Source organism: Pedococcus sp. P2_D9 (genome assembly GCF_056404275.1).
In genome coordinates, this window is sequence record NZ_JBFUEI010000001.1 from 206,349 (window position 1) to 230,342 (window position 23,994).

General features: G+C 69.9%; 19 protein-coding genes. 12 read left to right on the top strand and 7 right to left on the bottom strand.

Translation table 11 applies throughout. From position 1 onward, the window contains the following. Positions 1 to 87: 87 nt before the first annotated feature. Complete coding sequence (gene glfT1 / locus AC1DXJ_RS00980) at positions 88 to 1,029, top strand: galactofuranosyltransferase GlfT1 (RefSeq protein WP_477632086.1); 942 nt, start codon at positions 88 to 90, stop codon at positions 1,027 to 1,029. A 37-nt stretch (positions 1,030 to 1,066) separates the two neighbouring features. Here the strand turns inward: glfT1 and AC1DXJ_RS00985 are convergent, their stop codons facing one another. After that, positions 1,067 to 2,026 (bottom strand): sulfotransferase family 2 domain-containing protein, encoded by a 960-nt coding sequence (locus AC1DXJ_RS00985; RefSeq protein WP_477612772.1) that lies wholly within the window; start codon positions 2,024 to 2,026, stop codon positions 1,067 to 1,069. A 321-nt stretch (positions 2,027 to 2,347) separates the two neighbouring features. Between AC1DXJ_RS00985 and AC1DXJ_RS00990 the strand changes: the two genes are divergently transcribed. Continuing rightward, on the top strand, positions 2,348 to 2,749 hold the full coding sequence (locus AC1DXJ_RS00990) for a hypothetical protein (protein ID WP_477632087.1): 402 nt from the start codon (positions 2,348 to 2,350) through the stop codon (positions 2,747 to 2,749). A 66-nt stretch (positions 2,750 to 2,815) separates the two neighbouring features. On the opposite strand, the gene AC1DXJ_RS00995 is transcribed toward AC1DXJ_RS00990, so the two are convergent. After that, positions 2,816 to 3,631, bottom strand: coding sequence for a hypothetical protein (locus tag AC1DXJ_RS00995; protein WP_477612774.1), 816 nt, complete (start codon positions 3,629 to 3,631; stop codon positions 2,816 to 2,818). Positions 3,632 to 3,958: 327 nt separating this feature from the next. Between AC1DXJ_RS00995 and AC1DXJ_RS01000 the strand changes: the two genes are divergently transcribed. The 3 genes from AC1DXJ_RS01000 (at position 3,959) to AC1DXJ_RS01010 (ending at position 5,884) form a co-directional block, all read left to right on the top strand. After that, positions 3,959 to 4,570, top strand: coding sequence for an ANTAR domain-containing response regulator (locus tag AC1DXJ_RS01000; protein ID WP_477612775.1), 612 nt, complete (start codon positions 3,959 to 3,961; stop codon positions 4,568 to 4,570). Positions 4,571 to 4,572: 2 nt separating this feature from the next. After that, positions 4,573 to 5,103, top strand: coding sequence for an N-acetyltransferase family protein (locus AC1DXJ_RS01005; RefSeq protein WP_477636182.1), 531 nt, complete (start codon positions 4,573 to 4,575; stop codon positions 5,101 to 5,103). Positions 5,104 to 5,293: 190 nt separating this feature from the next. Further along, on the top strand, positions 5,294 to 5,884 hold the full coding sequence (locus AC1DXJ_RS01010) for a GNAT family N-acetyltransferase (RefSeq protein WP_477612777.1): 591 nt from the start codon (positions 5,294 to 5,296) through the stop codon (positions 5,882 to 5,884). A 35-nt stretch (positions 5,885 to 5,919) separates the two neighbouring features. Here the strand turns inward: AC1DXJ_RS01010 and AC1DXJ_RS01015 are convergent, their stop codons facing one another. Then, a complete protein-coding gene (locus AC1DXJ_RS01015) occupies positions 5,920 to 6,312 on the bottom strand; it encodes a PaaI family thioesterase (RefSeq protein WP_477613415.1) in 393 nt (130 codons plus the stop codon). A gap of 103 nt (positions 6,313 to 6,415) precedes the next feature. Between AC1DXJ_RS01015 and polA the strand changes: the two genes are divergently transcribed. The 3 genes from polA (at position 6,416) to AC1DXJ_RS01030 (ending at position 11,036) form a co-directional block, all read left to right on the top strand. Beyond that, positions 6,416 to 9,088, top strand: coding sequence for a DNA polymerase I (gene polA / locus AC1DXJ_RS01020; RefSeq protein ID WP_477636183.1), 2,673 nt, complete (start codon positions 6,416 to 6,418; stop codon positions 9,086 to 9,088). 11 nt (positions 9,089 to 9,099) lie between these two features. Then, a complete protein-coding gene (locus tag AC1DXJ_RS01025) occupies positions 9,100 to 10,737 on the top strand; it encodes an MmpA family trehalose lipid delivery protein (RefSeq protein ID WP_477636184.1) in 1,638 nt (545 codons plus the stop codon). 95 nt (positions 10,738 to 10,832) lie between these two features. Beyond that, the gene (locus AC1DXJ_RS01030; RefSeq protein ID WP_477612780.1) at positions 10,833 to 11,036 is read left to right on the top strand and encodes a hypothetical protein; all 204 of its coding nucleotides are present in this window, start codon (positions 10,833 to 10,835) and stop codon (positions 11,034 to 11,036) included. Here AC1DXJ_RS01030 and AC1DXJ_RS01035 read toward each other — a convergent pair. Then, positions 11,024 to 12,202: a glycosyltransferase family 4 protein gene (locus tag AC1DXJ_RS01035; RefSeq protein WP_477612781.1), complete on the bottom strand. Its 1,179-nt coding sequence runs from the start codon at positions 12,200 to 12,202 to the stop codon at positions 11,024 to 11,026. The genes AC1DXJ_RS01030 and AC1DXJ_RS01035 overlap by 13 nt on opposite strands. A gap of 85 nt (positions 12,203 to 12,287) precedes the next feature. On the opposite strand from AC1DXJ_RS01035, the gene AC1DXJ_RS01040 reads away from it, so the two are divergent. Together AC1DXJ_RS01040 and AC1DXJ_RS01045 are read left to right on the top strand one after the other, a co-directional pair. Beyond that, a complete protein-coding gene (locus AC1DXJ_RS01040; protein WP_477613416.1) occupies positions 12,288 to 13,049 on the top strand; it encodes a class I SAM-dependent methyltransferase in 762 nt (253 codons plus the stop codon). After that, on the top strand, positions 13,046 to 17,170 hold the full coding sequence (locus AC1DXJ_RS01045; RefSeq protein ID WP_477612782.1) for an alpha-(1->3)-arabinofuranosyltransferase domain-containing protein: 4,125 nt from the start codon (positions 13,046 to 13,048) through the stop codon (positions 17,168 to 17,170). Before AC1DXJ_RS01040 ends, AC1DXJ_RS01045 begins: the two co-directional genes overlap by 4 nt. A 6-nt stretch (positions 17,171 to 17,176) precedes the next feature. Here AC1DXJ_RS01045 and AC1DXJ_RS01050 read toward each other — a convergent pair whose 3' ends face one another. Together AC1DXJ_RS01050 and AC1DXJ_RS01055 are read right to left on the bottom strand one after the other, a co-directional pair. Continuing rightward, the gene (locus AC1DXJ_RS01050; protein WP_477612783.1) at positions 17,177 to 18,388 is read right to left on the bottom strand and encodes an acyltransferase family protein; all 1,212 of its coding nucleotides are present in this window, start codon (positions 18,386 to 18,388) and stop codon (positions 17,177 to 17,179) included. Beyond that, positions 18,385 to 20,133: a hypothetical protein gene (locus AC1DXJ_RS01055; protein WP_477636185.1), complete on the bottom strand. Its 1,749-nt coding sequence runs from the start codon at positions 20,131 to 20,133 to the stop codon at positions 18,385 to 18,387. The genes AC1DXJ_RS01050 and AC1DXJ_RS01055 overlap by 4 nt, the downstream gene beginning before the upstream one ends. A gap of 192 nt (positions 20,134 to 20,325) precedes the next feature. On the opposite strand from AC1DXJ_RS01055, the gene pgfA reads away from it, so the two are divergent. Next, positions 20,326 to 21,324, top strand: a complete 999-nt coding sequence (gene pgfA / locus AC1DXJ_RS01060; protein WP_477632093.1) for a cell envelope lipid trafficking protein PgfA — start codon at positions 20,326 to 20,328, stop codon at positions 21,322 to 21,324. A gap of 111 nt (positions 21,325 to 21,435) precedes the next feature. Here the strand turns inward: pgfA and AC1DXJ_RS01065 are convergent, their stop codons facing one another. Next, complete coding sequence (locus AC1DXJ_RS01065; RefSeq protein WP_477636186.1) at positions 21,436 to 22,251, bottom strand: class I SAM-dependent methyltransferase; 816 nt, start codon at positions 22,249 to 22,251, stop codon at positions 21,436 to 21,438. A gap of 152 nt (positions 22,252 to 22,403) precedes the next feature. On the opposite strand from AC1DXJ_RS01065, the gene rpsA reads away from it, so the two are divergent. Further along, positions 22,404 to 23,912, top strand: coding sequence for a 30S ribosomal protein S1 (gene rpsA / locus AC1DXJ_RS01070; protein WP_477612787.1), 1,509 nt, complete (start codon positions 22,404 to 22,406; stop codon positions 23,910 to 23,912). The last annotated feature ends 82 nt before the right edge of the window (positions 23,913 to 23,994 follow it).

The window sequence follows — 23,994 nt, forward strand, 5'->3', positions numbered from 1 at the left end:
CCGCGCGGCCGAGTCGACACCGCGGGTGCATCCGGCGTTCACCCGCGAGCCGCCAGCCGGGCCGTCGCGACTTCTAGCGTTGGGTGGGTGAGGACCGAGGTACCTGCCCGCCAGCCATGGGTGGCCTGCGTCATCGTGACGCGCGACAGGGCAGCCCTCCTGCGAGCGTGCCTCGAGGCCGTTGCCTCGCAGCAACGACGACCCGACCACCTCATCGTCGTGGACAACGGCACGGAGCCCGGTGCCGCCGATGCCCTTGCTGCGACTGGGATCCCGCACACCCTGCTCCAGTCCGAGACGAACCTCGGTGGGGCCGGCGGCTACGCGTACGGCGTGTTGACCGCACGCGCTCTGGGCGCCGACTGGGTGTGGCTCGCCGACGACGACGGACGACCGGGGTCCAGGTGGACGTTGGGTCGACTGCTGGCCTGCGCTGCCGATCATCGTCTCGACGTGGTTTCCCCCCTGGTCGTCGACCAGGACGACCCGGACCGACTCGCGTTCCCCCTGCGGAGGGGTCTCCGGTGGATCCGGCAGCGCGGGGAGCTGGGAGACGATGTCCTCGTGCCCAACGTCGCCAACTTGTTCAACGGCGCCCTGTTCTCGGCCCGAGCCGTTGACGCGGTGGGTGTGCCTGACCCGCGGCTGTTCGTCCGCGGTGACGAGGTCGAGATCCACCGGCGGCTGAGGCGTAGTCAGCTCCGTTTCGGCACCTGCCCACCCGCGACCTACCTCCATCCCCAGGGCCACGATGACTGGGCGCCCATCCTGGGTGGACGGCTCACTGTCCTGGTTCCCCGTGACCCGGTCAGGCGGGCAGGCACGTTCCGCAACCTCGGGTACCTCACGGCGCAGCCCGGTCTGCGTTGGCGGCGCTGGCCTGATGAAGTGCGGTACCTCTGGTACTTCCTGGTGCAACAGCACGACCCGACCGGTTGGCGCGCCTGGCGCCGGTCGAGCCGGGCAGGGCGGCGGGAGCTCTTTGCCTCGCCATCCGGCTCCGGCTCGCGACACACCGCCTTCGTGTAGTCCGGACGCAGCTGGTGCGTCGAGCTAGGGGGCGCCGTCAGGCCCCGATCGCCCTGTTGAGCGACGACGACAACGCAGTGCGCAGCGAACGGTGCGGACCGGCCCGGTTCGGACGCCCGTGTGCAGCGCGGTGGAGGACCTCGGCGCGGACGTTGTGCTCGATCTCCCGGTTGAGGATCCCGAGCATGGCGTCGCTGAGAGTCCCGTTCAGCCTCACCTCAGTGGGGTCCAGGCCGAGGAAGCCGTAGTCCTCCGCGTAGAGGTCATGGATTCGTTGCACGGTCCGCGGGTCGACCATCGAGAGGTCGACGTCGATGGGGGAGTCGTTGTCGTGGCCGACGTCGCAGAGCTCGGCGCCCTCGGTGGCAAGGCGACCGCGAAGCCACTCGATGGTCTCGCCCAACCGGTCGGTGCGTCCGACGTGGTCGAAGCGGGTCAGGTCGCGGCGCAGCAGCTCGTACTGCGACACGAGGTGCACATCACGGTGGACGAGCGCGGGGTTCGCATGGAGGTGCGCCACGAGCTCGTCGAGGTCTGCGAGTACGTCGTCCACGCGCTCGAACCGTCGCAGGCCGGGGTCCGGCAACCCGAGCCTGGCGCGATAGTAGGGAGCCCGGACGAGGTACTTGCTGGACCAGGTGGTCAGGAGGCGTTCGACGGGGTGGCGTACCACCGTGAAGACGTGGCGGAGGCCGGTGCCCATCAGGCGTTCGTATGCCGCGTCGTCCAGTGAGTCGACCATCGGTCGGCCGCCCGCGTCCCCGTCCCAGATGGTCTGGCTCACGAGCGACTCCTCGCCGAGCGAGTCGACGAAGGCGCCCGGGAAGGGGACGCCCGCGGAACGGGTGAGAGCCACGTTCAACGAGGTCCCGGCGGCCTTGGGTACGGAGATGTACAGGAGCCGCCACCCAGGGTGCAGGAAGGCCAGGCCGTTGTACTTCCTCACCCACTCGGTGAAGGTCGGGCTTTCCCTGGTCGCACCTGTCGCGTGGGTCACGGTGACACGATCGCGGGCGAAGGTGTGGGCCAGGTGACTCTCGGCGCCGAGTGAGGTTGCGAGAGGGAGAACGCTGGGAGTCTCGGGCCCGACAGCAGGTGGCGATGACCGGACCAGGGCCCGATCCACAGCGGCAACGCCGGAGCAGGTCGTAGAGGACCCGATCGGGCGACTCGATGCTCGTCCCTTCAGTCAACGCAAACGACCTGATCTGCCGTGTAGTGCGCTGTTCCGGTGTCCACCGGGGCAGGACGCACCACGATGGGGCGAACGTCCCATCCAGAGTGGAAGAGACCCTTCCACGTCCACGCAGGGAGCACCATGGGGAACGAGCTCGGCATCGTCATCGAAGAGCGGCTGCGAGAGAAGGGATGGTCCCTTTCTCAGTTCACGCTCGAGAGCGGACTGAGCCCGGAGGTCGTCGCAGACCTCGTGGGGGCGGAGCAGCTGGCTGCCATGCCCGACGAGTCGACGCTCTCGACGCTCGCGAAGACCCTGGACCTGACCTACCGTCAGCTCGTCGTTGCTGCCGGCGTTGCGTGTGGTCTGCCGAAGAACCAGGAGGGTGAGCCCACGTTCGTCCTGCGGTTCGTGTCGAACCAGGAGCTGGTCAACGAGCTGCGTCGCCGACTCGTGCGAGGCCGGAACACCGGCGACGGGCGTCAGCGGCGGCTGAGCCACCTCGCGCTGATGCAGACCGCCCTGGTCAGCGAGGCGAGCTGACCCCGCTGGACATCCACCGCGAGTCGCCCCCTGTCGGCGCCCCAGCGAGGGGATGACGTCGGACGGCTATCTCCAGCCGGTCGTGTGGACGGCGCACCGGCGGGGGTCGGGGTCGCTGCCTCGCCTGACGACCGTCCGGACCGCCCAGCGGATGCGACGGCGAGTCAGGAGCAGGAGGACCCCGACCCAGAGAGCGATGGCCCAGCCCTGGGGTCCTCGCGGCGGGACGGGCGGTGGGGGATACGCGCCGTCGAACAGACCCGCAGCCTGTTCGAAGTGGTTCTCCGAGCCCGGGTACAGGGTCTCGTCGACGAGGTAGAGCACCGGCAGCAGGCTGATCCCGCCGACGATGGTGCACACGGCCCACTGGTCGACGTGACGTGACTCGTGTTCGGCGACGCCGCGGGCCCGCACGGCGTTGATGCGCGGCACCGGGGAGGCCAGGAACACCTCGCCGACCATGCTTCCCATGTGCTCCCCTGCCTGCGGCACGAACGCCAGCGTGATGGGCGGGTCACCGACGCTGCACAGGCCTTGCCCACGGACTTCCGCGAACCCCAGTGCAAGCCCGCTCACGGGAGCCGTCATGGCGGAGCGGACCGTCGACCACAGTGGCGGCGGCCTCGGAGCGCGCGGGTCGATGACCCGACGCCCTTCCGCGATCGAGGTGTCGGCGGCGCAGGCGGGGAGCTCACGCGCCCGCTGGGAGACCCGCAGCCCGAACCCAGCGACCGCGAGGAGCGCCAGGACCATGGTCACGCCGAGCAGCCGTCGATGCCGGGCCTGGCACAGGTCACAGGCGAGGACGCGGCGCGGGCGCAGCGAACGGGTGCGAGGGAGCACGAGGAAGAGCCCCAGGAGGCCGCCGCCCAGGAATGCCACGAGCATCCACACCACGCGCATCGACGCAGAGGTCGGTCGGCGCCGGGGATGGGGAGGGCGCCGGGCACGGCGACGTGGACGGGCTGTCTCAGCCACTCCGTCCTCCAACTGCCATGCCTCCGGCAGCCGGACCGCAGCGGACGGGGACACCCGGGCACCGCCGGGGTCGTCTCCATCATCGCCCCTCGCCGCGTCTCAAACCAGAGCGGGTAGCGTCCGGGCGAGGACCGCATCGCGCAGGCCGGCACGCGGCATACCAATCCTCGACAAAACGGCGGCGGCGCCTCCCGCAACGTGCCGTTAACGCGAGTCCCCTAGGCTTTCTCCGTGAGCCAGACCGAAACCGCGAGCCCCCCGCCTTCCGCACCCACCCGCATCCTGGTGGCGGAGGACGAAGCCCTCATCCGCCTCGACCTGGCCGAGATGCTCGTCGAGGCCGGCTACGAGGTGGTCGGGCAGGCCAGCAACGGTGAGCAGGCCGTCGAGATGGCCACCGAGCTGACCCCTGACCTGGTCATCATGGACGTCAAGATGCCGGTCATGGACGGCATCACGGCAGCAGAGCAGATCGGGGCCGCTCGCATCTGTCCGGTCGTCATGCTCACCGCATTCAGCCAGACCGAGCTCGTCGAACGGGCCCGTGACGCGGGCGTGATGGCCTACATCGTGAAGCCGTTCACCGCCTCCGACCTCTCGCCTGCCATCGACATCGCGCGGCACCGCTGGACCGAGGTCAAGGCGCTCGAACAGGAGATCTCCGACCTGGGCGAGCGGCTGGAGACCCGCAAGTCGGTCGACCGCGCCAAGGGTGTGCTCATGAAGAAGCTCAAGATCACCGAGGCCGAGGCGTTCCGCTGGATCCAGAAGACGGCGATGGACCGGCGCCTCGGCATGCGCGAGGTCGCCGAGGCCGTCGTGGCCGGGATGGACAAGGCCTGACCGTGGACGTGGAGGTACGCCGGGCGGATCCGGCCGACTCCGGGGTGCTGGCCGAGGTGGCAGCAGCGACGTTTGCGCTGGCCTGTCCGCCGCACACGACGCAGCAGGCGATCGACACGTTCATCGCGAACGTGCTGTCGCAGGACTGTTTCGAGGGCTACCTCGCCGACCCGCACCGCGACCTGTTCGTCTCCGTCGACGGTGACACGGTGACGGGGTACGCGATGGTGGTGAACGGTGAGCCCACGGATCCGGACGCGCGAGCCGCCCTCACGCTGCGACCGACGGCAGAGCTGAGCAAGATCTACGTCCTGCCCGACCACCACGGTGCCGGCACGAGCCGGCTGTTGATGCAGGCTGCCATGGACGCCGCGCGGGCACGGGGTGCGGTCGGGGTGTGGCTGGGGGTCAACCAGGAGAACGAGCGCGCCCAGAAGTTCTACGGCAAGAGCGGCTTCGCCAGGGTCGGGACCAAGCGGTTCCTCGTGGGGGCCCGCTACGAGAACGACTACGTCTTCGAGCGTGCCCTGTGAGGACGCTGCACCCGGACCGGCGCGGAACACCGGCGTCGCACGGAGTTGACGCACGAAAGTTGTTGAACCCTTCACGAAGGCCCGCCAATGGGCCTAGAGTCCAGAGTCGGTCGCCTTTCGAGGGACCGCGGCCGTCGGGGGAGCCGTCTGCAGTGGTGAGCAGTGCCAGACCGACGATGGAGGAACCCCGGTGAGCCGTCCAGCGATCTCTGTCAGGCGTGTCTCCGCGGACGAGGAGCGCACGTTCACCGAGCTGTGGTTGTCGTCCCGCGTCGAGGCCGGCGTCGGCCCTGAGGTCGCCGCGCGCGCCGCCTCCGAGGGACGGGTGGCGACGGCCCTGCACCGTGAGGACGTCCGGGCCTACCTCGCCACGTCCGACGGTCGCGCGGTCGGTTTCGCCGTCGCCGCCACGAGCCCTTTCTCGTCGCTCACCGACACTCCGTGCGTCACCATCGACCAGCTCTATGTCGTGCCCGAGGCGCGCAAGCACGGTGTGGCTCGTCAGCTGATGACCGCCGTCACCCTGTATGCCGACTCGCGCGGCTGCGACCAGATCGGCTGCAACGTGCCGGCCCAACACCGCGAGGCCAACCGCTTCTTCGCCCGGCTCGGCTTCTCGTCCCAGGTGGTGCGCCGGGTCACGAGCGTCGCCGCACTGCGTCGCCGACTCGGCCAGGACGAGCCCAGGCACCACTCGATCGAGGCGTTGCTGCACCGTCGGCGGTCGCTGCGGGCGCGGGCCACCGCATCCGCCGGCTCCGACAGCCGCCTCGCGGGCTGAGACTCAGGAGTTCGGGCGTTCGGGCGCTCGGGCGCTCAGGCGCCCGGTGCGCCGTCGCGCAGCAGGCAGGTGATCCGGCAGGTGCAGATCCGCTTGTCCTGGTCGTCGGTGACGACCACCTCGTAGCACGCGAGGGTGCCGCCGAGCGACAGCGCCGTCGCCGTCCCCGTGACGAAACCTGATCGGGCGGCGCGGTGGTGGGTCGCGTTGATGTCGAGGCCCACGGCGATCCTGTCCGGGCCAGCATGCAGCGCGGCGCCGATCGAGCCCAGCGTCTCGGCGAGGACCACCGAGGCGCCACCGTGCAGCAGGCCGTAGGGCTGGGTGTTGCCCTCCACCGGCATTCGCGCGACGAGGCGCTGCGGTGTGGCCTCGAGGACCTCGATCTCCATGCGGTGCAGCAGGGAGTTCGGGTTGAGGGCCTGCATCGCCTCGAGCGCGGCGGTGAAGTCGTCGGTCGTGGCCCTGGAGTCGGCGACGGCGGTGCGGTCGGTCATGGGGGTGTCACTCATAACCAATAGGCTGCCATGCGTGAGTCGCCTCCTGCTCCTCGACGGTCATTCCCTCGCCTACCGGGCGTTCTTCGCCCTGCCGGCCGAGAACTTCTCGACGAGCACGGGCCAGCACACCAACGCTGTCTACGGGTTCACCTCGATGCTGATCAACGTCATGCGTGACGAGCAGCCGACTCACCTCGCGGTGGCGTTCGACGTGTCCCGGCAGACCTTCCGCACCGAGCAGTACGCCGACTACAAGGCCGGCCGCTCGGCGACCCCGAGCGAGTTCAAGGGTCAGGTCTCGCTGCTGCACGAGGTCCTCGACGCCCTGCGCATCCGCTACGTCGAGGTCGACGGCTACGAGGCCGACGACGTGCTCGCCACCCTCACCACCCAGGCGCTGGCCGAGGGGATGGAGGTGCTGATCTGCTCGGGCGACCGCGACTCGTTCCAGCTGGTCACGGACACCAGCACCGTGCTCTACCCCGTCAAGGGCGTCTCCGAGCTTGCCCGGATGACCCCGGCCGCGGTGGAGACCAAGTACGGCGTGCTGCCCGAGCGCTACTCCGACCTCGCGGCGCTCGTCGGTGAGTCCTCCGACAACCTGCCGGGCGTCCCGGGGGTCGGCCCCAAGACGGCGGCCAAGTGGATCGGCCAGTACGGCGACCTCACCGGGGTGGTCGCCCACGTCGACGAGATCAAGGGCAAGGCGGGTGAGTCCCTGCGCGAGCACCTTGACGGCGTGCTGCGCAACCGGCGCCTCAACCAGCTCGTCCGTGACCTCGACGTGCCCCTGACCATCGCCGACCTCGAGCGCCAGAACTGGGACCGCGAGCAGGTGCACGCGGTGTTCGACAGCCTGGAGTTCCGCGTCCTTCGCGACCGCCTATTCGAGTACCTCGACGCTCCCCAGGAGGAGGCTGACCACGGGTTCGACCTCGACGGCGCGCTGCTCGCGCCCGACGAGGTGGCGGGGTGGCTGCAGGAGTATGCCGCGCCCGGCGCCACAGTGGGCGTGCACCTCGTCGGCCAGTGGGGTCGTGGCACCGGGGACGCGACCGCCCTGGCGCTGGCCACCGACGGCGACGCCGCGGCCTACGTCGACCTGACCGCGCTGGACCCGGCGGGGGAGGCGGCCGTCGGTGCCTGGCTCGCCGACGCGCAGCGTCCCAAGGTGCTGCACGACGCCAAGGGACCCCTGCTCGCGCTGGCGGCGCGGGGCTGGAGCGTCGAGGGGATCACGACCGACACCGCGCTGGCCGCCTACCTGGTGCGACCCGACCAGCGCTCCTACGACCTGGCCGACCTCGTGCTGCGCCATCTCGGCCGTGAGCTGCGGGCCGAGGCGGACACCTCCGGGCAGGGTCTGCTCGACTTCGGTGACGAGGGCGACGCCGGCGCGCAGGATGCCATGGTCCGTGCCCGCGCCGTGCTCGACCTCGCAGGGTCGCTGGCCGAGCAGCTCGAGGCCACCGGCGGCACCTCGCTCCAGCAGGACGTGGAGCTACCCCTCGAGCAGGTGCTCGCTGGCATGGAGCGCACCGGCATCGCGGCCGACGTCGAGGTGATGACCGGGCTGGAGGCCGACTTCGCGGCGAAGGTGCGCGAGGCGCAGGGCGATGCCTACGACGCCATCGGTGGAGACCAGATCAACCTCGGTTCGCCCAAGCAGCTCCAGGTGGTGCTGTTCGAAACCCTGGGCCTGCCCAAGACACGGCGCACGAAGACCGGCTACACGACCGATGCCGATGCTCTGACCGACCTGTTCGCCAAGACCGAGCACCCTTTCCTCGAGGCGCTGCTGCGGCATCGTGACGCCTCGCGCCTGCGCGTCACGGTCGAGGGCCTGCTCAAGTCGGTGGCCGAGGACGGGCGCATCCACACGACCTACCAGCAGACGATCGCGGCGACCGGCCGCCTCTCGTCGACCGACCCCAACCTGCAGAACATCCCGATCCGCACCGACGAGGGACGCCGGATCCGCGAGGTCTTCATCGTGGGCGAGGGCTACGAGTCCCTCATGTCGGCCGACTACAGCCAGATCGAGATGCGGATCATGGCCCACCTCTCCGGTGACGAGGGCCTGATCGAGGCGTTCCGGTCGGGGGAGGACCTGCACCGGTTCGTCGGGTCGCGCGTGTTCTCCGTCGACCCTGAGGACGTCACCTCGGCGATGCGCTCCAAGGTCAAGGCGATGTCCTACGGCCTGGCCTACGGGTTGTCGGCGTTCGGCCTGTCCAAACAGCTCACCATCTCGACCGGCGAGGCGCAGGGTCTGATGGACGAGTACTTCGCCCGGTTCGGGGGGGTGAAGGACTACCTCGACTCGGTGGTCGCCGAGGCGCGCGGGACGGGTTACACCGAGACCATGCTGGGCCGCCGGCGATACCTGCCCGACCTGACCAGCGACAACAGGCAGCGCCGTGAGATGGCCGAGCGGATGGCGCTCAACGCGCCCATCCAGGGATCGGCCGCCGACATCATCAAGCTGGCGATGCTGCGCGTCGAGGCCGCGCTCAAGGAGTCCGGCGCGCAGTCGCGTCAGCTGCTCCAGGTGCACGACGAGCTGGTCCTCGAGATCGCGCCCGGTGAGGCGGCCGACGTGGAGGCGTTGGTCCGCCGCGAGATGGGCGGCGCCATCGAGATGGACGTGCCGCTCGACGTCAGTGTCGGGGTCGGCCGCTCCTGGCACGACGCCGCCCACTGAGCGGCTCCGAGATGCCGGCTCCGGTCGCGGCTGCCCGCCGCGGGCTGCGCGACAGTGCAGCGGGCTCTCACAGCGGCGCGCGCGACCTAGCCGTGGCGGCGCTGGTATCACTGGTGGTCACGGCCGTGGTGTGCGGTCGGTCGCTTGGCCAGGGCCTCTACCTGTACCGCGACTTCGTGAGCGTGCCGCGACCCGTGTGGAGTCCCACGACGTGGGGCGGGGGTCAGGCACCCCGGGCGGTCCCGCTCGACGCGGTGATGACAGCCCTGTCCGGAGTGGTGCCGACGGGGGTGCAACAGCAGGCGATGCTGACGGGTGCGGTCTTCATGGCGGGGCTCGGGACGGCCCTCCTGCTGCGACGGTGGGGGCTGGCCGCGATGGTGACGGGCGCAGTCCTGGCGATGTGGAACCCCTACGTCGCCGAGCGCCTGCTCATCGGGCAGCCGCCGACCTTGCTCGCCTACTCGATGACGCCGTGGCTCGTCGCCGTGGTGCTCTCGAGGTCCGCGCCGTTGAAGTCGTTGCTGCTCGTCGCCCTGGCCGGACTGCCTGCGGCCCTGACGCCGTGGGGTGCGCTCGTGGCCGGTGCCACCGTGCTGGGCTCGTCGGCCGCGGTTGCCYACCGCCGCAGCGGGGCGTGGCTCGTCGGGTGCGTCCTGGTGGTCACCGCCTGGTGCCTGCCGTGGGTGGTCCCGGCACTCGCGCACGGCTCGGGTGGCGCCGATCCCGATGGCGCTCGCGCTTTCGCGCTCGCGGCAGACTCTCCACTGGGCGTCCTCGGCTCGGCCATGACCCTGGGCGGCGTCTGGGCATCAGGTGCCCAGCCGGCCTCGCGCACCGAGCTGACGTCCGTGGTCGCGTCCTGCCTCGTCCTGGTCGCCGCCGGGGCAGGCGTCCTCACCCTGCACCGTCGGGGTCGTCCTGGCTTGGCGCTCGGCCTCGCCCTCGGATGGCTGGTGCCACCGCTGACCGCGTGGCTGCTCTCGACAGGCCCGGGCCTGTCCCTGTTCACCTCCCTTCAGGCCGTCCCGGGCGTGGCCATCGGTCGCGACACTCATCGCTGGCTGGGGCTCAGCGCGCTGGCCGCAGCGGTGCTCCTCGCCATGGCGGTGGCTGAGCTGGGCCACCTGCTCCGGCGCCGTGGTCGTCAGGCACCGGGCCGGCTGGTCTCGGCCACGGCTGCCGTGGTGGTGGCGAGCCTCGCTGTGCTGTCGGCGCCGGACCTGCCCAAGGCCGTGCACACCGCATACCGGCCGGTCACGATGCCGGCAGACTGGCAGCCCATGGTGAGCGCGGCAGTTGCGGCCGCGGGCAGTGGAACGGTGGCCGTCCTGCCCTGGCAGCCGTTCAGGGCGGTGTCCTGGGCCGGCGGGCGGCCCTTCCTCGACCCGCTGCCGAGAGCCTTGCCCGGGCGGGTGCTGACGGCACACCAGCTCACCGTGGTGCGAGACGCCAGGCGGATCACGGTGGATGACGATCCCGCCGTGGTGGCCGGGTGGCAGGCTGGCCGGGTCGACGTCGCAGACCTCCGCGCGCAGGGAGTGGCAGCCGTGGTGATCTGGAAGGGAACGCCCGGTGGGGCACCCTCGCGGCCTACCGGAATGCGCGTCGTGCAGGACTCGGCGAACTTCGCAGTCTGGGCGTGGTGACACGCCCGCGAGGCGCGAATCTCGGAGGATTGCACGAAAAAGGCAACCAGCCGGTAACATTCGCGGGACACCACTAGCCGGGGAGGCCCTGGAGCATGAAGTTTTTCCGTCCAAACGAGCGTGGCGAGGTTTCGTCAGCCGTTGCCGTCACGCTGCTCAGCCTCGTGCTCGGTGGGGGCGCCGCCGCCGCCGCTGTGATCACCGTGGTGAACACGCAGGGTCCTGGCGACAGCGCCGCGGTCCAGTCGGGTCAGAAAGACATCGTCGACCCCGCCCAGATCATTCCCTACGGCGGCTGATCAGCCACCGCTGACCAGCCCTCTACTGCCTGGGAACGGGCGTCGGTCATCGCGATCGGCGCCCTTCTCTGTGCCACGTGGGTCAGGAGTCGCTCCCAGTACTCAGCCGTTCCCGTCCAGGTGAACTGCTGGGCGTAGTCGCGGGCGTGCTGCCCCATCTGCTCCCGGCGGACTCGATCGGCAAGCAGTTCCGACACCTCGTGCGTCATGGCGTCCAGGTCCTCGACCAGCACTCCGGTGCGGCCGTCGACGATGGACTCCGACAGGCCGCCGGCATCGTCGTAGGCGATGGTCGGGACGCCGTGGCTGGCCGCCTCCACGACACACAGCCCCCAGCCCTCCTTGACGCTGGGGGCGAGGGCGAGCCACGCCGCCGCCAGTTCGGCGTGCTTGGTCTCCTCGTCGACGAAGCCGAGCAAGGACACGTCGTCCTCGACGCCGGACTCGTGAGCGTGCTCGGCGATACGGTCGTGCCACCACCCGTGGCCGATGACGCGCAGCTGGAGCCCGGGATGCGTCGGTCGGAGGCGGGCGACCACGTCGATGGCATGCTCGACGCGCTTGTGCGGCACCAGCCGCCCGAGGACCACGATCGTCGGTCGGTCGGCGCGCGCGACACCGAGCGAACGTGGCGCATCGGTGCCGTTGTGGATGACGGCGATGCGCTCACGATCCACCCTCAGCTCGACGAGCTCGTCCCGCGTCTTGCCGGACACGGCGACGTACTGCCTCGTGCGATAGGCACGAGGGGCCACTCTCGACTCGATGAACCAGCCGATCCGGGCCGCGAGCGGACCGAAGACCACCGGCCACTGCTCCCGGTGCACGTGGTGGACCAGCACGACGAGCGGGCTGCGGGTGCCCCAGGCAGAGAAGAAGGGAATGCCGTTCTGGGTGTCCACCACCGCGTCGTACGGGCCGTCTGCCCGCTCGTCGCGGCGCAGCGCCCGCATGGCCGCGGCATACACACTCAGTCGGCCGCCCTGGCGGCGGTAGGTCACGCCGCGGATGGTCTCTCGCGGCGAAGCGTCTCCGTGGGCGGCGCAGTAGATGGTGACTTCGTGGCCGCGCGCGGCCAGGTGCTGCCCGACGGTTTCGAGGTAGTGCTCCGCGCCGCCGCCCTCAGGGTGCGTGAAGTCGCGCCAGCTGAGAAGGGCGATACGCACCTGTTGCGATCCTCACACGTCCGGAGATTGGCTAAGTTGACTCATGAGTAACCGTAGCGGCATTAGGGTTCACCCCGTGATCGAGATGGGAAATCCGGCTGCGCCTGAGCTGCCGAGGGGGTCCCTGCGGCGCTCGCTGGAGCTGTTCCGGGCCTTCCTGGTGGAGCAGACCGATCCCGACCGCTTCTACTCGACCCTCGCCGTCGACTCGGTCGCCGAGGTGCGCCGGTGGACGACGCTCGAGGGCGCCACCGTGGTCGACATCGGTGGGGGACCGGGCTACTTCGCCGACGCCTTCGTCGCGGCCGGTGCAGGGTATGCCGGTGTCGAACCGGACGTGGGCGAGCTGACGGCCCGGGGCCAGGTGGGGGCCAACGCGGTGCGGGGCTCGGGCCTTGCCCTGCCCTTCGCCGATGGCTCGGTGACGGTCGCGTACTCGAGCAACGTGCTCGAGCACGTGCCGGAACCGGAGGCGATGGCGGACGAGATGCTGCGGATCCTGCAACCGGGCGGCCTCATGGTGCTGTCGTGGACCCCGTGGCTGTCGCCCTGGGGCGGCCACGAGACGGCACCGTGGCACTACCTGGGGGGTCGGCGCGCCGCCGACCGGTATGCCGCGAAGCACGGCAAGCGCCCCAAGAACGACTTCGGTCGTTCCCTGTTCGCCTGCTCGGTCGGGCGGATGATGCGTTGGCTGAACGCGGTCGAGTCGACGGGGGCCGTGCGGGTGGTCGAAGTGCTGCCTCGGTACCACCCGTCCTGGGCGAAGTGGGTCATCCGTGTCCCCGGGCTGCGCGAGGTGGCGTGCTGGAACAGCGTCATCGTCGTGCAACGCGTGGGCGGATGATGGCCGACCGACATGCCGTCGAGCGGGGACGCGACACTCTCAACCTGATCGCCCAGTCGGCCGTTCTGGTCGCCTTCGCCTTCACCCAGGCGCCGCGGTGGACCGCGGGTGACACCAAGCTCGACCTCACCCAGGCTCCGGGAGCACTGCTGGCCCGAGCCTTCACCCTGTGGGACCCCCAGGCCGCCGCCGGACAGCTGCAGAACCAGGCGTACGGCTATCTGTTCCCCATGGGGCCGTTCTTCTGGTTGTGGCACCAGCTGGGAGCGCCACCGTGGGTGGTCCAGAGGCTGTGGTGGTGCCTGCTGCTGCTCGTGGCCTTCCACGGGATGCGCCTGCTGCTGGTGAGGCTGGCCATCGGGACCGGCACGTCCCGGATGCTCGCGGCCTTCGCCTACGCGTTGGCACCACGGATGCTGGAGGGTCTGGGCGCCATCAGCTCGGAGATCTGGCCGATGGCGGTGGCGCCGTGGGTGCTGCTGCCCCTCGTCGGTGCACGCCGGGGGGACGAACGCGTGGTTGCGGCTCGGTCGGCGGCGGCATTCCTCGCCGCGGGCGCGGTCAACGCGGTGGCGGCCCTGGCGCTGCTCCCGCTGCCAGCGCTGTGGATCCTCACCCGCGCCAAGGGGGCACGACTGCGACTGGCTGGGTGGTGGTCGCTGTTCGTCGTCCTGGTGTCCGCGTGGTGGATCGGGCCCCTGCTCCTGCTGGGGCGCTACAGCCCGCCCTTCCTCGACTGGATCGAGTCGAGCGCTGTGACTACGTCGGGGGCCTCGACCACCGAAGCACTGCGTGGCACGACGCAGTGGATCGCAGCCATCTCAGGTGCTCGTGGACCGCAGTGGCCGGCAGGATGGCAGATCCTGACCCAACAGCCCGTCGTCTGGCTCGGGCTCGTGCTGGTGGCGGTCGGACTCCTGGGTGTCTGGCGCGCCGGCGCCTCCTGGTCGCTCTTCGTCCGTTGTGGCCTCGTCGTCGGGCTGGTGCTCGTGACCTTGGGCCACGTGGGCCCGGGGGTCGGGCCGTTCGCCGGGTCCTTGTCCACCCTGCTGGACGGCGCCCTCGCCCCCTTTCGGAACACGCACAAGTTCGAACCGGTCATCCGGGTCGTCCTCTGCATCGGTATCGCGCACGCGCTCCCGCGTCTCGAGGGAATGCTGCGTCGGGCCGGAGGCCGGATCCCGCACGTCGTGACCGCGGTCGTTCTGGTGGCGGTGGCGGCGCAGGCTGCTGCCCCGGTCTTCCAGGGAGTGAGCCAGCGTGGGCAGTTCCTGGCCGTGCCGGGGTACTGGAAGCAGGCCGCCGACTGGCTGGGGGACCACCCGAGCGCGGGACGCACCCTGGTCCTCCCGGGAGCCAACGCGCCGGCCAGCTACTGGGGTGACCCCCGGGACGAGGCGCTGCAGCCACTCGCATCCAGCCCCTGGATCGTGCGCGACGCCGTGCCGCTCGGTTCCGCTGGGGCGACTCGCATGCTCAACGACATCGAGGCTCGGGTGGCGTCGGGTTTCGGCGGCGTGGAGCTGCGCAACGCCTTCGTCCGCATGGGCATCAGCAGGGTGCTGCTGCGTTCGGACCTGGCCTACCGGGTCACGGGGGCGCCGGCACCGATGGTGGTGCAGGCCGCCTTGGCGTCGGCGGGGGCGCGACCGGTGTCCTTCTTCGGCCCCGAGCTCGGAGGAAGCCTCAACCCGGAGGTGGCCTTCGACGGAGGCCAGGACCAGCCGATCCCGGCCATCGTCATCTATGACGTCGCCGACGACACCAGCATCGCGCCAACACGGACCCAGCCGGTCGAGTCCACCTCTGTCCTGGCCGGAGGCCCGGAAGGCACGGTGCTGCTTCCCGACGCGGAGCAGCCCGTGCTCCTGAGCTCGGACGGAGCGTCGCTGCGTACGGCGGGGCTCGAGAAGGCGCCTCAGATCCTCACCGACACGTTGCAGCGCCGCGAGGCCAACTTTGCCGCCGTGCGCAGGAACTACGGCCCGCCGCTTGCGGCGTCCGAGGCCTATCCGGCGCCACGGCTGGCGCACGACTGGTTGATGCCGTGGCTGTACCACGACGCTTCGCTCGTCGACCAGCAGACCGTCAAGGAGCTCGTGGGGGCGCGCTCGGTCACTGCCTCCGGATCGTTGGCCTATCCCGACCTGGGTCAGGTGCGCGACCTGACGCGGGTACCGGACAGCGCCTTCGACTCCAGCCTCGACACGATGTGGGAGAGCCGCGGCTACCAACCTGCGGGTCAGTACGTCGAGCTCCAGCTGCAGCAGGCGGTGACGCTGCCGGATCACCTCGACGCGGTCTTCGACATGCAGGACGGTGCAGACATCGCCGCAGTGACCGTGACCACCGACACGGGAACCGTCAGAACTCCGGTCAGCTCGCCCGAGCGTGGGTCGGCGGCGGCACGTACGGTGGTCCGGCTCTCGGTGCAGCCCGGTGCGACGACAAGGTTCCGGATGGCCGTGGTCGAGACCCGTCCTGGCAAGCCGACCGTTCGCGTGCGGGACATCGGCGTGGGAGTGCTGCCCAGGGTCGAGAGCTGGCTGCGCCTGCCCGAGCCGACGTCCGACACGATCGACGGAGTCCTCCTTCAGGCCTCGCCGGACCGGGTCCCCGCGTGCGTGCCGGGGTTCCACGACGTCCTGCACTGCCGCCCCGACAAGGCACGGGTGAGTGAGGGCGAGCTCGACCTGCGCCGCATCTTCAGTGTCCCCTCGGGCACGACCATGGAGGGCACGGGCTCGGTCGTGCCGCGTGCGGCCACGGCGACGGCCAGACTCCTGGACCGACCTGACGGCATCAGGGCCGCGGCCACGAGCACATGGGTGCCGGGTGCGTCGACCGCACCGCAGCTGGCCATCGATGGCGACCCCGCCACCTTCTGGGCCTCGTCGCCGTCACAGTTCGGCCCCAGCCTCACCCTGCGCTTCCCGCACAAGCGGGTGGTTCGTGGCCTAAGCTTCGAGACCGACCCCGCGGTGACCGGCCGGCGGATCACCGAGGTCGACGTGACGGCCGGCGGTCAGACCTATCGCCGCACCGTGGAGGGGGATGCCGCACGCGGCACGGTGGTCATTCCCGAGACCGAGGCGGCCAGCGTGGTGGTCAGGGTCATCAAGAGCACCAACCTCGCCCTTCGCTCGGATGGCCGCAACGCGCCGGCTCCGATCGTCCTCGGCGACGTCAACCTGGTCGGAGACTCCTGGCCACCCCTCGAGGGCACCGACGTCGCGATGCCCTGCGGCTTCGGACCACGACTGCAGGTCAACGGCACCGAGTACCCCACGGAGGTGACCGGGTCACGTGCTGCCCTGATCCAGGGCCTCCCGCTTCGGCTCCGGGTCTGCGAGCGGGTCCGCCTCGACCAGGGGGTTTCGCGGTTGAGGGTGCTGGCCTCCGCGGAGTTCGGAGTGCGCAACCTCTCGCTGTGGGCCTCGGAGACGTCGGCGACGCAGTCGCCCGTCACGGCCTCCCGGTGGTCGCCCGCCGACCGTGCCATCACGGTGACCGACCTGAGCCAGCCCTCCGTGGTCCGGGTGCGCGAGAACGCCAACCCCGGGTGGACAGCACGCTTCGGCACCAAGCAGGCGTCATCGGTGACGCTGGACGGCTGGTCCCAGGGGTGGATCGTCCCTGCGGCTGACCGTGGCGTCCTGCGGCTCGAGTTCAGCCCGCAGACTCCGTTCCGGGTCACGCTGGGCCTCGGCCTCCTGCTCGCTCTGGGAGTCCTGGTCGTGGCGGTCACGGGTCGGAGACGGTTCTCCCTCGCGCTCGGTCCCGAGCTCCGGCTGCCCGGTCTCGTCGGTGCGCTCGCTCTCGTCGCTGCCCTCGCGGTACTGGCTGGGCCTTGGGGGCTGGCGGGAGCCCTCGCCGGCTTCGCCGTTCGCCGGCTCGGCCCACGGCGTGGGGTCGTGGCGTTGGTCGGGGTCTTGGGAGTGTGGGCCACGTGGGGCGCCGCCGCACCCTGGCCCGAGCCCGCCGCGACCAACCGCGGACTCGTTGCAGCGGTTCTGACCGCCGTGGTGCTGGGTGTGGTGCTGCTGCCAGCGCGACGGCACCGGGGACCGGACCACCGCGCTGGCGACCACCGCGCCGGCGACCACCGCTCCCGCGTCTGAGCTGGCTCAGCCCGTCCGGTCGCGCACGAAACGCTGGGCCGGTTGCTCGACGAAGTGCCAGCTCGCCGCGGCCACGGGAACGGTGATCGCGAGGGTGCCGATCAGGGTGAACCAGAAGTGGCCCGCGAACAGCGTGAGGCCGCGGGCCTCCCGCAGGGCGAACATGATGGGCATGTGCCACAGGAAGATCGCGTAGCTGATCTGCCCGAGGTAGCGCATCACCCGACTGCCGAGGAACCCGCTCAACGGGTTTCCACCACCCACCGCGGACGGGGCGATCACGAGGAACGCGAAGAGGCCGTAGCCGAGGTGCTTGAAGGTCTGTTCCCACACCGTGGCCTGCGACAGGTCGTAGGGTCCGGCGAGCCTGGTCGTCAGGACCCACATCACGCAGGCCGCCAGCACCCAGAGAGCGACGGGCGAACGGCGGATCGTGGAGGTGGCCGACGACCAGCGCCCGGGACGAGCCGTCAGACAGGCCAGCAGCATGCCGTAGCCGAACCAGTCGAGCGTGGCAGGGAGCGTCTGCAACCAGGTGTACCCCGCGGGCAGGCCACCCCAGGCATCGACGGCGCGGAATGCCTCGGCGAACAGCATGATCCCGACGATGGCGGCCAGCTCGTGACCGGGGGAGCGTCGTCGGACGATCCGCGCGACCAGCCAGGCCAGGCCTGGCAGCGCGAGGTAGAACATCACCTCGGTCGACAGGCTCCAGAGCTGGGCGAGTCCGGGCATGACCCACGACTGCTTCACCCCCTGGAGCTGGGCGAGGTTGGCCAACCAGGTCGTGAGGCGGGCTTGCCGCGCCTCTGCCCAGAGCAGCGGAGTCGCCGCGAGGACGCACAGCCACGCGGGGACCAAGCGGGCCGTCCGGCGCAGCGCGAAGGTCCGCAGCGATGGCCAGACGCCCAGGCCGGCGTTGAACCGGGCGTACGGCCGGTACAGGAGGAAGCCGCTCAGCACGAAGAAGAGGGCGACCCCGATGTCCATGCGCGCAACGAAACCGGGCAGCACGTTCCGCCCGATGGTCCCCGCCATGAAGCCCGCGTGGGTGACGACCACCGCCAACGCAGCGAGGGCACGCAAACCCTCGAGCTCTCGGACGTGGTGCACTGCGTGCTCGGCGCCTCGTGTGCGCCTGCCATCAGCAGTGACGTCAGAGGGGGCTTCTGGGGGAGCGCCGGTGCCGGCGCCGGTGGGAACGTCGGTCGCGGTCACTGGGGCTCCGGAGGCTGGACGACCTGCAGGGTCGTGACGCACACGTCGGCGCTCGCACGGCTTCGGCTGATCTGGACGCTCTTCACGCGGACATCCGGCATGACCGGCAGGAGCAGCCGGTGGGGACCTCGCTGCATCTCGGGCGTGACCCCGGGCCGCGGAGCCGAGACCGAACCGTCCTCGGCGATGACGCGCACCGTGAGGGAGGTGGTGTCCGACACGAGAACGCCGAGCTCCAGCAGCGCCCCCCTGTAGTAGGGGACAGCCTCGGTGAAGTCGATCGTTGCGTTCTCCTGACCGGCGGGCAACGCGTGCCTGCAGAAGTCCGACCGCTCGTCCGGCGCCACCGCGATCCGTTTCAGCTGGCCGTCCGTGAGATGCCCGTCGGGGCCGACGAGGCGCGCTGCGGAGTCGAAGACGGACGTGCGCGTGGTGGGGCGCAGGATGGCGATCAGGTCGGCCGTCGAGAAGTCGGGTTGGACCCAGTTGGGCACGATCGTGACAGGCACAGGGGACGCGACCACGGGGGAAAGGTTCTTGGTGAGGTCGGTGCGAAGCGCCTCCACGTAGGAGGGGCTCGAGTTCTGGTGCCAACGGTGGGCGAAGCCGACCCAGGACAGGCCGCACGCCACCGTCGCAGCGATCGCGCCGGCCGCGAGGGCTCGGACTGTCGCGCGTCGGGGGCGACGGACGGCGACGTCGAGCAGCACTGCCACCGCAAGGGCAAGGAAGACGCCCACGTCCGGGAACAGCCGGAGGTCGTCCACGGACGAGACCTCGGCGCGCGCGATGCGTCCGACGTAGAGCATGCAGTAGATCGGCACGACGTACGCCGCCACCACCAGGAGGGGTCGCCACACAGGTGTGCCGCCGTGTCCCTCGCGACGGTGGCGAACGGCGAGCACCACGAGGAGGGCGAGGGCGGCGCAGCCGACGATCGCGAGCCACAGGGGTGTCTGCGCGTACGAGTAGCTCTCACCGCCGGGCCGCCAGCTGATCGGGCCGCCCACCAGGCTCGGGATCGAGTTGCGAAGGAGGGACCGTCCGATGGCGGCTGCGAACCCGGCAAGGCTCGGTGTCCCCACGCCAGCGTGGTCGAAGTCGCCGCTGCCGTAGAACGCGAGGAACGCGAGGTTCAGGACGATCATGGGCCCCACGGCCACGGCCTGCCGCGGCAGGGCGCGCCGGAACGTCGTGCTGGGGACCAGCAGGAGGCCGGCTGTCACGAGGACCACGGGGACGACCAGGGTTCGCTCGGAGAAGGCCAACCCTGCGGCGTGCGCCAGCCACGCGGCATACGCCCACGTGCGCGAGCCGCCGCGAAGGTAGCGCAGCCCCGCATCGATGGCCACGAGGATCAGGACGAGTGCGGTGAGGGTGGTGAGCGCCTGCCGGTACCACGCGATGGCCGGGATGATCGACGGAGCGAAGAGGGCCAGGCCGAGTCCCACGAGGGCCACCGAGCGGCGGGTGACGAGCTGGTTGACCAGCCGCCACACCGCCACGCCCAGCAGCGCGCACACCGTCAGGGTGAACAGGACGGCAGGCAGGCGTTCGAGCGGCCAGTAGTGGGCCTGGAGCCAGTCCATCGTCCGGGCACCGGGAGCGAGGTGGGTCGCGTTGCTCTCGACGATGAACGGCCACGGCCCTCGGCCCGCGGCGTAGGCCTGTGCCCGGAAGTCGTCGATGTAGTAGCCGCTCGGGACGATCAGGTGGGCGCTGGCGACCACGAAGGCAGCGATCACGGCACCGGCGCCCCGGTCGAACGATCGCCCCGGACGTGCGGCATGCCGCACCCGAGTGGCCTCGGACGGCGCAGTTTGCTGCACAACTCCCACCAAAATCAGCTCATTTCTCGCACTGGCGCCAATATGCGCGTGACAAAGGCTACTCGCTGGTAGTGTCCAGCCACCTCATAACGCAAGGAGAAAGCCGGGATGCGCAAGGTGCTTGGCAGTGTTGCCACGCTTTTGGGAGTTTTGCTGTTGGTTGTAGGTGTTTCAGCGAAGCCGGTTCTGTACGACGGGCTTGCGACCGTCAAGCTGAACCAACGCTCAGTGTCTGTTTCAGAAGGCACTGGCATGTCTACGCTGCACGTCTACAAGGGCGACGACGGCAAGTCACACTACGACAAGCTTGAGAACGCCCATCTCAAGAGCACACGGAACGTGATCGGGATCCCTGGCAGGGCCAAGGATGCCAAGAAGCAGGACACGGACGCCTTCTGGCAGACCACCGTGCAGTCTCAGGCCGAGATCGACGGCAAGTGGACCGACCTCAGCTTCACCAACGAAGGTGTCTCCTTCAACCGGAAGACGGCTGAGGCCACGAACTGCTGTGGCGACTTCAAGTCCGCCGGTGACCTCGACGACCCGGCCAAGGTCACGCCGCTCGACCACCAGGGACTGTTCTTCAAGTTCCCGTTCGACGTGCAGAAGAAGACCTACCAGTGGTGGGACGGCGACCTGGGCAAGGCCACCGACATCAGCTTCGTCCGCGAGGAGAAGCTGGAGGGAGTCAGCACCTACGTCTTCCGCCAGACCATCCCCAAGACGGAGGTGACGCAGCGCGATGTCCCCAAGGCACTGTTCGGCGACACCGCCACCGGCAACGTCACTGCCACCGTGAACTACGGCAACATCCGCACGCTGTGGATCGAACCCAACACGGGCGTCCTGATCAAGGGCCAGGAAGAGGTCGAGAAGTCGCTTACGACCGACGCCTACCCCGAGCTCTTCACGACCAAGGGCACCATCGGCTACTCCGAGGCGACGGTGAAGAAGAACGCCGAGGACTGGGGCTCCAAGGGCTCTACGCTCGGCCTCATCAACGGTCCGTTGACCGCTATCGCGATCGTGCTCGGACTGGTGTTCCTCGCCCTCGGCCTGTTCCTCACCTTCGGGGGCAGGCGCCGGGGTTCTCGCGAAGCCACCTGACGCCACCCGCACCACACCACGAAGGGCCGCTCGGAATCCGGGCGGCCCTTCGCGGCGCCTGCCTTGCGTTTCGTGTGCCGGCCTGCGCGGGTCGTGTGCCCGCTCCCGCCTTCACATTCGTGTGCAGACGAAGATCGCCGTCCCCGGGAAGACGCGGCCACGCAATGGCGACCAGCCGCCCCAGGTCTGGTCATTGCGCTCCGGCCACTCCGGCTCGACGAGGTCGACGAGGACCAGACCGGCGGCCACCAGCTCGCGCACCCGGTCGCCCAGGGTCCGATGGTGCTCGACGTAGGTCGCCTCACCGTCGGGGTCGGCCTCCACGTAAGGGGTTCGGTCGAAGTAGGACTGGGTCAGGGTGAGGCCCGGCGAACCGGGGTCGTCGGGAAAGGCCCACCGGAACGGATGGGTCGTGGAGAACACGAACCGACCGCCGGGGCGCAGCACCCGCGCCACCTCGCGCATCAGCCGCGCCGTGTCGGCGACGAAGGGCACCGCTCCGTAGGCCGTGAAGACGATGTCGAAGGTGGCCTCGCCGAACGGCAGGGCCACCGCGTCGCACTGAGCGAACGGCACGGGCTGCGCAGGCGGAGTCACCGTCCGGTTGAGGTCGAGCCCCTGTCGGACCATCCCCGCTGACAGGTCGGTGGCCACCACCCGGCCGCCGGCCGCGGCCACCCAGCGTGCGCACTGCCCCGCGCCGGCGCCGATCTCGAGCACCCGCCGACCCGCCAGGTCGCCCAGCAGGCCCAGCTCGTCCTCGCGCCAGCCCTCGGGGCCCCACACGAAGTCCGCGTCGCCGAGGAACGTGCCGTGCTCGGCGTAGTACTCGCCGGCCTCGGCGTCCCACCACGACCGGTTGGCCGCGGCGGTTTCCTCGGCCCCCGCCTCCCGACGGCTGACCTGCGCGTACTCACTCACCGGCATACCCCTCGCGTTTTGACCCTGCACGGACACCGTCGGTAAGGTGGAGGCGCACTTCCGTGTGCGCGCTTCGTCGTGCCGCCGTCCGGTGGCCTGCTGAGCGCGAGCACAACAACCACCTTCTATTCACTGTCCACCATCGGAGTTCCTACTACATGACTGCCAGCACGGTCGAAAAGACCGCCCCTCAGGTTGCCATCAACGACATCGGCACCGAGGAAGAACTGCTCGCCGCGATCGACGCGACGATCAAGGATTTCAATGACGGAGACATCGTCGAGGGTGTCATCGTCAAGGTCGACCGGGACGAGGTCCTGCTCGACATCGGCTACAAGACCGAGGGTGTCATCCCCTCCCGCGAGCTCTCGATCAAGCACGACGTCGACCCCTCTGAGGTCGTCAAGGTCGGCGACGAGGTCGAGGCCCTGGTTCTCCAGAAGGAGGACAAGGAGGGTCGGCTGATCCTGTCCAAGAAGCGTGCGCAGTACGAGCGCGCCTGGGGCACGATCGAGAAGATCAAGGAAGAGGACGGCGTCGTCACCGGCACCGTCATCGAGGTCGTCAAGGGTGGACTCATCCTCGACATCGGCCTGCGCGGCTTCCTTCCCGCGTCCCTCGTCGAGATGCGTCGCGTCCGCGACCTCCAGCCCTACGTGGGCAAGGAGATCGAGGCCAAGATCATCGAGCTCGACAAGAACCGCAACAACGTGGTCCTGTCGCGCCGTGCGTGGCTCGAGCAGACGCAGTCCGAGGTGCGCACCACGTTCCTCAAGGAGCTCCAGAAGGGGCAGGTCCGCTCCGGCGTCGTGTCCTCCATCGTCAACTTCGGTGCCTTCGTGGACCTCGGCGGCGTCGACGGTCTCGTCCACGTGTCCGAGCTGTCCTGGAAGCACATCGACCACCCGTCCGAGGTTGTCGAGGTCGGCCAGGAGGTCACCGTCGAGGTTCTCGACGTCGACATGGACCGCGAGCGTGTCTCCCTGTCGCTCAAGGCGACGCAGGAAGACCCGTGGCAGCACTTCGCCCGCACCCACGCGATCGGTCAGGTCGTCCCGGGCAAGGTCACCAAGCTGGTGCCGTTCGGTGCGTTCGTCCGCGTGGACGACGGCATCGAGGGCCTGGTCCACATCTCCGAGCTGGCCGAGCGCCACGTGGAGCTGCCGGAGCAGGTCGTCACGGTCGGTTCCGACATCTTCGTCAAGGTCATCGACATCGACCTCGAGCGTCGCCGGATCTCGTTGAGCCTCAAGCAGGCCAACGACGACAGCGCGCCCGTCGCCGAGTTCGACCCGACCCTCTACGGCATGGCCGCGGAGTACGACGAGGCGGGCAACTACAAGTACCCGGAGGGCTTCGACCCGGAGACGAACGAGTGGCTCGAGGGCTTCGACACCCAGCGTGAGAAGTGGGAGAAGCAGTACGCCGAGGCCCACACCCGCTGGGAGGCCCACAAGACCCAGGTCGAGGAGGCCACCAAGGCCGACGCCGAGGCTGCCGCCAACGCTGGCAGTGGGACGTCCTACTCGAGCGACTCGGGTTCGTCCTCGTCGTCCGACAGCGACACGGGCAGCGCCAGCAGCCGCCCGGCCGCCCCGGAGTCCGAGGGCACCCTGGCCTCTGACGAGGCCCTCGCCGCACTGCGCGAGAAGCTCACCGGCAACTGATCCGTTCCACGAGGCACACTTCGGTATGCCGCGTGGCCGGCTCGGCCTGGTGGCTGAACGAGAGGCCCGGTCCCCTGAAGGG

Excerpts from the sequence above, each read along its gene's own strand:
- AC1DXJ_RS01040 (WP_477613416.1), top strand. The coding sequence starts at position 12,288 with ATGGGAAATCCGGCTGCGCCTGAGCTGCCGAGGGGGTCCCTGCGGCGC.
- AC1DXJ_RS01030 (WP_477612780.1), top strand. The coding sequence starts at position 10,833 with ATGAAGTTTTTCCGTCCAAACGAGCGTGGCGAGGTTTCGTCAGCCGTT.
- AC1DXJ_RS01015 (WP_477613415.1), bottom strand. The coding sequence starts at position 6,312 with ATGCAGGCCCTCAACCCGAACTCCCTGCTGCACCGCATGGAGATCGAG.
- AC1DXJ_RS00990 (WP_477632087.1), top strand. The coding sequence starts at position 2,348 with ATGGGGAACGAGCTCGGCATCGTCATCGAAGAGCGGCTGCGAGAGAAG.
- AC1DXJ_RS01045 (WP_477612782.1), top strand. The coding sequence starts at position 13,046 with ATGATGGCCGACCGACATGCCGTCGAGCGGGGACGCGACACTCTCAAC.
- pgfA (WP_477632093.1), top strand. The coding sequence starts at position 20,326 with ATGCGCAAGGTGCTTGGCAGTGTTGCCACGCTTTTGGGAGTTTTGCTG.
- rpsA (WP_477612787.1), top strand. The coding sequence starts at position 22,404 with ATGACTGCCAGCACGGTCGAAAAGACCGCCCCTCAGGTTGCCATCAAC.
- AC1DXJ_RS01065 (WP_477636186.1), bottom strand. The coding sequence starts at position 22,251 with ATGCCGGTGAGTGAGTACGCGCAGGTCAGCCGTCGGGAGGCGGGGGCC.